The 8,315-nt window shown below is 61.6% G+C and carries 6 protein-coding genes; all 6 read left to right on the top strand.

All coding sequences use genetic code 11. The features are described from left to right. On the top strand, nucleotides 1-2,804 hold a 2,804-nt coding region (locus tag VFZ66_16050), incomplete at its 5' end, for an amino acid adenylation domain-containing protein (protein ID HEX6290703.1). A 195-nt stretch (nucleotides 2,805-2,999) separates the two neighbouring features. Continuing rightward, nucleotides 3,000-4,832, top strand: coding sequence for an ABC transporter ATP-binding protein (locus tag VFZ66_16045; protein ID HEX6290702.1), 1,833 nt, complete (start codon nucleotides 3,000-3,002; stop codon nucleotides 4,830-4,832). 177 nt (nucleotides 4,833-5,009) lie between these two features. Beyond that, entirely contained in the window at nucleotides 5,010-5,792 is a 783-nt protein-coding gene (locus VFZ66_16040) for a thioesterase domain-containing protein (GenBank protein HEX6290701.1), read from the top strand. A 57-nt stretch (nucleotides 5,793-5,849) separates the two neighbouring features. Next, nucleotides 5,850-6,314, top strand: coding sequence for a hypothetical protein (locus tag VFZ66_16035; protein ID HEX6290700.1), 465 nt, complete (start codon nucleotides 5,850-5,852; stop codon nucleotides 6,312-6,314). Between the two features lie 167 nt (nucleotides 6,315-6,481). After that, nucleotides 6,482-7,681, top strand: coding sequence for a nucleotide disphospho-sugar-binding domain-containing protein (locus VFZ66_16030; GenBank protein ID HEX6290699.1), 1,200 nt, complete (start codon nucleotides 6,482-6,484; stop codon nucleotides 7,679-7,681). 341 nt (nucleotides 7,682-8,022) lie between these two features. Beyond that, nucleotides 8,023-8,178, top strand: coding sequence for a hypothetical protein (locus VFZ66_16025; protein HEX6290698.1), 156 nt, complete (start codon nucleotides 8,023-8,025; stop codon nucleotides 8,176-8,178). The last annotated feature ends 137 nt before the right edge of the window (nucleotides 8,179-8,315 follow it).

Below are 8,315 nucleotides of genomic sequence, written 5' to 3'. Positions count from 1 at the left end.
CGCTGCTCGAAGGCATCGCCGCCAATCCCGATCACCGTCTGGCCGCGCTGCCGCTGGTGACGGAGTCCGAGCGCCAGCAGCTCATCGGCTGGAACCCGCCCGCGACGCCGTATCCACGCGAGCGCTGCGTCCACGCGATCGTGGCGGAGCACGCCGCGCGAACACCCGACGCCGTGGCGATCGTCTTCCCCGACGAGCAGTGTACCTACGCCGAGCTGAACACACGCGCCAATCAGCTTGCGCACTACCTGCAATCGGTCGGCATTGGCGTCGGCACGCCTGTCGGCATCTGCCTTGAGCGCTCGCTGACGTTTGTCGTCGGGGTGCTGGCGATCCTGAAGGCGGGCGGCGCGTACGTGCCGCTCGATCCGAGCTATCCCGCCGAGCGGCTTCAGTTCATGCTCGAAGATACCGCGATGCCGGTGCTGATCACCGCCTCTCACCTGGCCGAGAACCTGCGCCAGGATGACGCTCCGCTTGATGTGCGGGTGATCTGCCTGGATACCGAGGCGGCGGATGTCGCCGCGCACCCCACCTCCGATCCCGTCAGCGCGGTGACGGCGGAGCATCTGGCCTACCTGATCTACACCTCAGGCTCGACCGGACAGCCCAAGGGGATCGGCGTGCCGCACCGCGCGATCACCCGCCTGGCCTGCAACACCAATTATGTCCAGTTTACCGCCGACGATCGCATCGGCATGATCTCGAATGTCTCGTTCGACGCCGCGACGATGGAGCTGTGGGGCTCGCTGCTCAACGGCGGGCGGATGGTGGGCGTGCCCCGCGAGGTGCTGCTCTCGCCGCAGGCGTTTGCCGACCATATCCGCGAGTATCGTATTGACACGATGTTCCTGACCTCGGCGCTCTTCAATCAGATGGCGCGAGAGATCCCCGATGCGTTTGCGACCATGCGCGACCTGCTGGTTGGCGGCGAGGCGCTCGATCCCCGCTCGATCGCCACCGTGCTGGCGGCGGGTCCGCCACGGCGGCTGCTCAACGGCTACGGCCCGACCGAAAGCACGACGTTTGCCGCCTGGTACGAGATCACCGAGGTGCCGCTGGGCGCAACCTCGATCCCGATCGGCTATCCGCTGGCGAATACGCAGCTCTACGTGCTGGATAGCCAGGGCCAGCCCGTGCCGGTGGGCGTGCCCGGCGAGCTGCACATCGGCGGCGATGGCCTGGCGCACGGCTACCTGAACCAGCCGGTGCTGACAGCCGAGAAGTTCGTGCCCGATCCGTTTAGCGGGGCAGTGGGCGGGCGGCTCTACCGCACGGGCGACGTGGTGCGCTACCGGGCCGACGGCGCGATCGAATTCATTGGCCGCCGCGACCAGCAGGTCAAGCTGCGCGGCTTCCGCATCGAGCTGGGCGAGATCGAGGCCGTCCTGAGCCAGCACCCGGCGGTGAGTCAGGTGGCTGTTCTGGCGCGCGAAGATCTGCTGTCCGCAGGCGGACAGCCGCAGAAATACCTGGCGGCGTATGTCGTGCCCCGGCGCGACGAGCCGATCAGCACTAGCGATCTGCGACAATTCCTGCAAGGCAAGCTGCCGGAGTACATGGTGCCGAGCGCGTTTGTGCTGCTCGACGCCTTCCCGCTCACGCCCAACGGCAAGCTCGACCGGCGCGCGCTGCCGGTGCCGGAGCAGCTTCAGCTTGCCGATCGCAGCGACTATGTCGAGCCGCGCGATGTCGTGGAGCTTAAGCTGGTTCAGATCTGGGAGGACGTGCTCAAGGTCCAGCCGATCGGCGTCACCGACAACTTCTTCGATCTTGGCGGGCACTCGCTGCTGGTGGTGCGGCTGATGACCCAGATTCAGGAGCACTTCGGGCGCGAGCTGTCGCTGGCGACGATCTTCCAGCAGCCGACGATCGAGCAGCTTGCCTGTGAGCTGCGCGCCGAGGGCGAGCGAGCCTGGTCGCCGCTGGTGCCGATCCAGTCCGGCGGGTCGAAGACGCCGCTCTTCTGTGTCCACCCGGCGGGCGGCACGGCCTTCTGCTACGTGCCGCTGGCACGGCATCTGGACGCGGATCGGCCCTGCTACGGCCTCCAAGCGCCGGGTCTTGAGGTCGGGCAAGCGCCGCTCAGCCGCGTTGAATTACTCGCTGCGTACTATGTTGAGGCCATGCGGCAGGTTCAGCCGGAAGGCCCGTACATGCTGGCGGGCTGGTCGTTCGGCGGCATGATCGCGTTCGAGATCGCGCAGCAGCTTCGTCGGCAGAATCAGAAGGTGGCGCTGCTGGCGCTGATGGATACGGAGCTGCCGCCGCCTGAGCTGCAACGACCGGATGCCGACCACAGCCAGTTCATGAGCGATGCCAACCTGCTGATGATGATGGTCCGGCGTAAGAATCTGCCGATGACGCCCGAAGAATTTCAAAAGCTGTCACCAGAAGAACAATTGAAGGTTGCGGTTGAAACCGCGAGGAGGACCAACATCATACCCCCGGATGCCGGGCCTGAGCAGCTTCAACGGTTTATGCAGGTGCTTAAAGCAAACTTCACGGCGATGCTCCAGTACACGCCGGAGATGTATCTCGATCAGCTCACCTATCTGAAGACGGATATACCCTTCGACGATAATTTGATCGTGCCGGAAGGCATCGATCTCTCCGATCCCGCGCGCGGCTGGGGCAAGTACGCCGCGCTGCCCGTGGAGGTGCATACCGTTCCGGGCGATCACGCGACCATGCTTTCGGAGCCGAACGTTCGCGCGCTGGCTGAACAGCTCAGCCGGTGCATGGATGCTCATCTGTCGAACGGCGAGATGCTCCCGACGATCGCGTCGGCGGATCTGGTCTGAGCTGCTTGCCCGTGGTGGTCAGCGCCGAGTAGTCGCTGACCGTTCGCGCGCAGGTGATCGAGGGTGAGAGCCGCCATGCTCTCGCTCTCGATCCACCCGGCAGATGCGCGGCTGCGCGGCCCTGCGCCCCGACATCTTTACGACGATCCGACCTGAGTTGTGTGCCATAGACGACGAATATATAAGGAGCCTTCAATGGTTGTTTTTGGACCCAAACCGCCGCAGCTACGCGATCTCCGCTCTGCGTTCCAAACCATTCCCAGAGCATTCAAACTGGTCTGGCGAGCCCATCCGCAGGGCGCGATCGTGATGGCGATCGTGACGCTCGTGGCGGCGGCCTTGCCCGCGCTGCAAGCCTGGATCGGCAAGCTGATCGTCGATTCGGTGATCGCGTCGGTGAATGCGCGCATGACCGTCGAGGAGGGCCTGCGCGTGGCACTGCCCTATCTCTTGCTGGAATTCGCGATCATTATGGTCGGGCAAGTCGTGCGCGAGGTGCGCCAGCTCTTTCAGCGCATCCTCAACTCGCGGCTGAAGCACGAGATGAGCACATCGATCGTGCGGCAGGCGCTGGGGCTGGACCTGCACTATTTCGAGAACGCGAAGTTCTATGATCAGCTCCAGAATGCCCGTCAAGAGGTCGGCTTTCGCGCCATGACGCTGCTTGAGACGAGCTTCATGCTGGTCCAGCACCTGATCACGATCGCCTCGGTGATCGCGATTCTGGTATCGTTCAGCCCGATTATCGCGCTGATCCTGATCTGCGCCACGCTTCCGGCGCTGGCCGCGCAGCTCCGCTACGGCGATATGAACTACCTGCTGCAAACGATGCGCGCGCCTGAGAATCGCCGGATGAACTACCTTGAGCATCTGCTGACGGTCGATACCAGCGCGAAAGAGGTTAAGCTCTTTGGCCTGGGCGAGCCGCTGCTTCAGCGCTACGAGGCCCTGTTTGAGAAGTTCCACCGCGAGGATACGGCGCTGGCGCGCTGGCGCGGCAGCCGTAGCCTGGTCTGGGGCATGCTCTCGACCGGCAGCTACTATGTCGCCTATGCCTACATCGTCTGGCGCACGATCAGCGGCACGATTACGCTCGGCGAGCTAACCTTCTACATCGCGCTCTTCCGGCAATCGCAGCTTAGCCTTGAGCAAATGTTCGGCACGATCGGCCAGATCTATGAGAGCGGCAGATTCATGGAGAATCTGTTCAGCTTTCTTGGGCTCAAGACGCAAATGTCCAACTCCGGCTCTGCCATCCCGATGCCGCGACCGATCCGGCGCGGTATTGAGTTTCGCAATGTTTCGTTCCGCTATCCCAGCCGCCAGCAGTGGGCGCTGCGTAACGTCAACCTCGTGATCGAGCCCGGCGAGAAGCTGGCGCTGGTGGGCAACAACGGCGCGGGCAAGACCACGCTGGTCAAGCTTATGACGCGGCTCTACGATCCCACCGAAGGCGAGATCCTGATCGATGGCGTGGATATTCGCGAGTACGATGTCAACGAGCTGCGCAAGCGCGTCGGCGTGATCTTTCAGGATTTTGTGCGCTATCACGCGACCGTTCGAGAAAACATCGGCTTCGGTCAGATCGACGCCATGAGCGACGATCGTCGCATTATCTCGGCAGCCGAGCGCGGTGGAGCAGACGAGGTTGTCGCCCGGCTGCCGGACGCCTACGATACGATGCTGGGTGCCTGGTTTGAAAAAGGCCAGGAGCTGTCGGGCGGTCAGTGGCAAAAGATCGCTCTGTCGCGCGCGTTTATGCGCGATGGCGAGGTCCTGGTGCTGGACGAGCCGACCGCCGCGCTGGATGCGGAGCGTGAGTACGAGATCTTCCAGCGCTTCCGCGAGCTGACCGATGGTAAAATTGCGCTGCTGATCAGCCACCGCTTCAGCACGGTGCGGATGGCCGATCGGATTGTGGTGCTGGAGAACGGACAGCTCACCGAGCTAGGCACGCATCAGGAGTTGCTGGTGCTGGACGGCACCTATGCCAAGCTCTTCAACATGCAGGCGGCAGGGTATCGCTAATCGTATCCCATCCCTGAGTCCCGGCGTCGATGTTCGCGACAGTTGTCCTCATGGTTTTTGACAATCAAATTTGGTCTTCGTAGGGCGACCCAATGGGTCGCCCATGACGCGGCGATGCCTTACCCTACAATGGTGATGACCGATTTGATCATCAAATTTCATCAGGAAGATGCCCGTATGAGTGGATCGCCCTTTGATGTGTGGATTGCGCACCGTAAGCCGTCCGCGCAGGCGCGGCTGCGGCTGTTCTGCTTCCCATACGCCGGCGGTGGAGCCTCGGTCTTCCGCGCCTGGGTCGATGAGATGATCCCGCAGATCGAGGTGTGCCCGGTGCAGTTGCCGGGACGAGAAACCCGGCTGGCGGAAGCGCCGCTTACCCGTGTTCCGGCTGTGGTCGAGGCGCTCGCGCCGGTTCTGCTGCCGCGCCTGGACCTGCCGTTCGCCTTTTTTGGTCACAGCCTGGGCGCGCTGATCGCGTTTGATCTGGCGCGCTACCTGCGGCGCTTCTATCAGCAATCTCCGGCGCATCTGTTCGTCGCTGGCTGCGCCGCGCCGCAGATTTCCGATCTCAGGCCGGAGCTGTATAATTTGCCGGAGCCTGAGTTTGTGGCCGAGCTTCGTCGGCTCAAGGGCACGCCCGAAGATGTGTTGCAGCAGCCTGAGCTGTTGCAGATGTTGCTGCCCGGCCTGCGCGCCGACTTCGAGCTTGGCTCGACCTATCGGTACGCGCCGGAGGAGCCGCTCGCCTGTCCGATCTCGGCATTTGGCGGCCTTGCCGACCCGGAGATCAGCCGCGACGAGCTGGATGCCTGGCGCGAGCAAACTCAGGCAAAATTCGTGCTGCGGATGCTGCCGGGCGATCATTTCTTCTTGCTCGGCGCTCGCGCGCAGTTGCTTCAGGTCATCGCTCAGGAGCTACGGCAGATCGTTAACGCGCCCGTGATGACCACGCGAGCATGATCTTCAACCTATCGACCACGTAGTGACCGTTTGCGTATCGCATGAAAGGATTGTCTCATGGACCCCCTGATTATGGTCGCGGTTGCTGTCCTTGTGCTGGCAATTGTTGCGGCTTTGGTTATTTTCCGTCCCGGCGGCGATTTCAAGCCGAATGCCGCCAATGATGTCGTCGCGCCGCTGAAAGATGACGGCCCGGTGATGATGAAGTATCAGGGCGGCGCGTCGCATGACGACTCCGACGAGCCGCTTCAGGACGTGCTTCAGATGCGCGATGACGATGCGGCTCCGCCGATGCCGTCCAGAGCCCAGCGCCGCCCCGACGATCTCAAAACCGGCCTGCTTGCGGATCGGCCAAAGCCACCGGCACCCAGCCCGGAGCACGGCCCGATCATCCGATCGTTCAACCCGAACGCGGTGCTCGGCGGCGATGGCGCTGCGGTACCGGCTCCCGGCGATGGCCAGAAGGATATTCTCAACTTTACGAGGCCGCCGCAGAATCCCGGCCCGCAGCGCGACGAGTAGCCCTATTCCTTGAACGATACCTCTATGTCTCCGGCATCGGCGCTCGTGTGCTCCCATGCCGGAGGATTGTTGATGCCGCTCGGCGCTCGCGGGCCGATACTGAAGCTGGCTATCGTCGCCTAAAGCAGACCAATAACCCTGGCACGTCGTTGCAGGAGAAGCAAGCTATGAGAGTCCTGTTCACCTCGCATCTTCCCCCACACATAGCGCACGAGATTCCACTTCTGGCGCTCGACAACCTGCTCAAAGATACATCGATCGAAACCGCGTTTCTCGTGCCACGCTCCGAGCATGAATTTCTCAAGCGTCTGGGCGCGCGCGTGCTGAATGTCGATCATATCGGGTTTCGCACCGAGATGGAGGCGTACGGCGAGTTTTCACCCGATGTTGTGATCGACGACGCCAGCTTTACCACCGGCTTTGCGACGACATTATCAAAGATTCCGCGCATCGCCATTCAGCGTACGGGCATGTTTCCCGGCACGGTGGCGCGCAATCCCCGGCATCGGCACAGCATGCGCACCGCAGACGTTAAAGAGATTATCAAGTCGCTGCCCGATGTCACCGTTTTGGGCCTGCCTCAGCCTGAGGTCTTTTCGGATCTCTTCGACGCGGTGCTGAAGATCGTGCCTGGCATTCGCTCGGTTGAGATGCTGCCGGAGCCGGTGAAGGATGATCCTTCGTATATCTTCGCGGGGCCGCTGCTGCTCGAAGATCTGGTGATCAGCAAAACAAAATCGGCGAGCCATGATTTTGATACGGACGCTGCCAGGAAACGCGAGGCGCTGGAGGCGTTCTTCGAGGCCAGACAGGGCCAGCCGATCGTGTATGCGACATTCGGCACCACAGCCAAGGCGACCGCTCCGATTCCGTACTGTATCCGCTATTTGCTCAGCAACAATATTGCGGTCGTAACGAATATCAAAGTCGATGGTCTGAATCCGCGCCAGCAGGCATTGTACTGCTACCAGCCGTATGTTCCGATGCATTATGTCTGCTCGAAGGTCGACCTGATGATCCATCACTGTGGCAGCGCTACGTATCAATACCCGCTGCTGCATGAGCTTCCGACCATCACTATCGGTACTAAATGCTACGACCGTGACGATGTTGCGGTACGATTGGCGGAGCTGGGCGCGTCGGTGCATCTGCCAGCGCCGGACGAGCACGAGAATTTTGTTAAAGCCTTTCAGGAGGCCATTCAAAACTATTTCGATCCCGCCAGCGATTTCATGCAGCAGAAAAAGCAGAACATCGCGCTGCTGAGCGCAGAGGTCAAGCAGACGGCAGCCACATTCAGCTTCGAGGACGTGCTCCAGCGGGCGATCGATCTGCATGAGCAGGCGCAAGCGCATACCAGGCTCTGAGGCGTAACCGTGCGACAGGGTAGATCGTGAATATGCTATCATACGCCTGAGGAAGCTCGTTTCTGTTTGATCCCATGTGAGGGGCCTATGGCGGCTGGAAGTGTGCGTCGTCAATTTAGTGTGACAGAGTATCACCGCATGGCCGAGGCTGACATCCTGGGAGAAGATGATCGGGTGGAGCTAATTGTCGGCTATGTACGGTCATCCCGCGCCTGCGGATGTGCTTCTGCTGATCGAAGTGGCCGACTCATCGACGACGTATGATCGAAATACGAAGCTGCCGCTCTATGCGCAGGCCACCATTCCCGAAGTCTGGCTTGTCAGTGTTCCCGATGAGCGGATTGAGCGCTATCAGTGTTCCCGATGAGCGGATTGAGCGCTATACGCAGCCCGTGAATGGCATCTATCAGCTGATCCAGATCGTGCAGCGGGGACAAGACGTGGTATCGGCGGCTCTGCCCAGCCTTGCGATCGCCGCCGATAGCATCTTTGGCTAGGCGCGTCATCCGTGATGTGGCTGATCAAAAGCGCGCCGTCCATCGCCCTTATTTCGTTGATTCTGATCATCACGTCCAGGCCCACTACCGCGACCCGCAATCAAAGATCTCCAGGCGCTGGCGGTCGGTACGCAGAT

Source organism: Herpetosiphonaceae bacterium (assembly GCA_036374795.1).
Taxonomy (GTDB): Bacteria; Chloroflexota; Chloroflexia; order Chloroflexales; family Kallotenuaceae; genus LB3-1.
This window is presented reverse-complemented; position numbering and strand designations above follow the sequence as displayed.

What these genes read in the sequence shown, in the direction of transcription:
- VFZ66_16045 (HEX6290702.1), top strand. Translation starts at nt 3,000, where the DNA reads ATGGTTGTTTTTGGACCCAAACCGCCGCAGCTACGCGATCTCCGCTCT.
- VFZ66_16040 (HEX6290701.1), top strand. Translation starts at nt 5,010, where the DNA reads ATGAGTGGATCGCCCTTTGATGTGTGGATTGCGCACCGTAAGCCGTCC.
- VFZ66_16035 (HEX6290700.1), top strand. Translation starts at nt 5,850, where the DNA reads ATGGACCCCCTGATTATGGTCGCGGTTGCTGTCCTTGTGCTGGCAATT.
- VFZ66_16030 (HEX6290699.1), top strand. Translation starts at nt 6,482, where the DNA reads ATGAGAGTCCTGTTCACCTCGCATCTTCCCCCACACATAGCGCACGAG.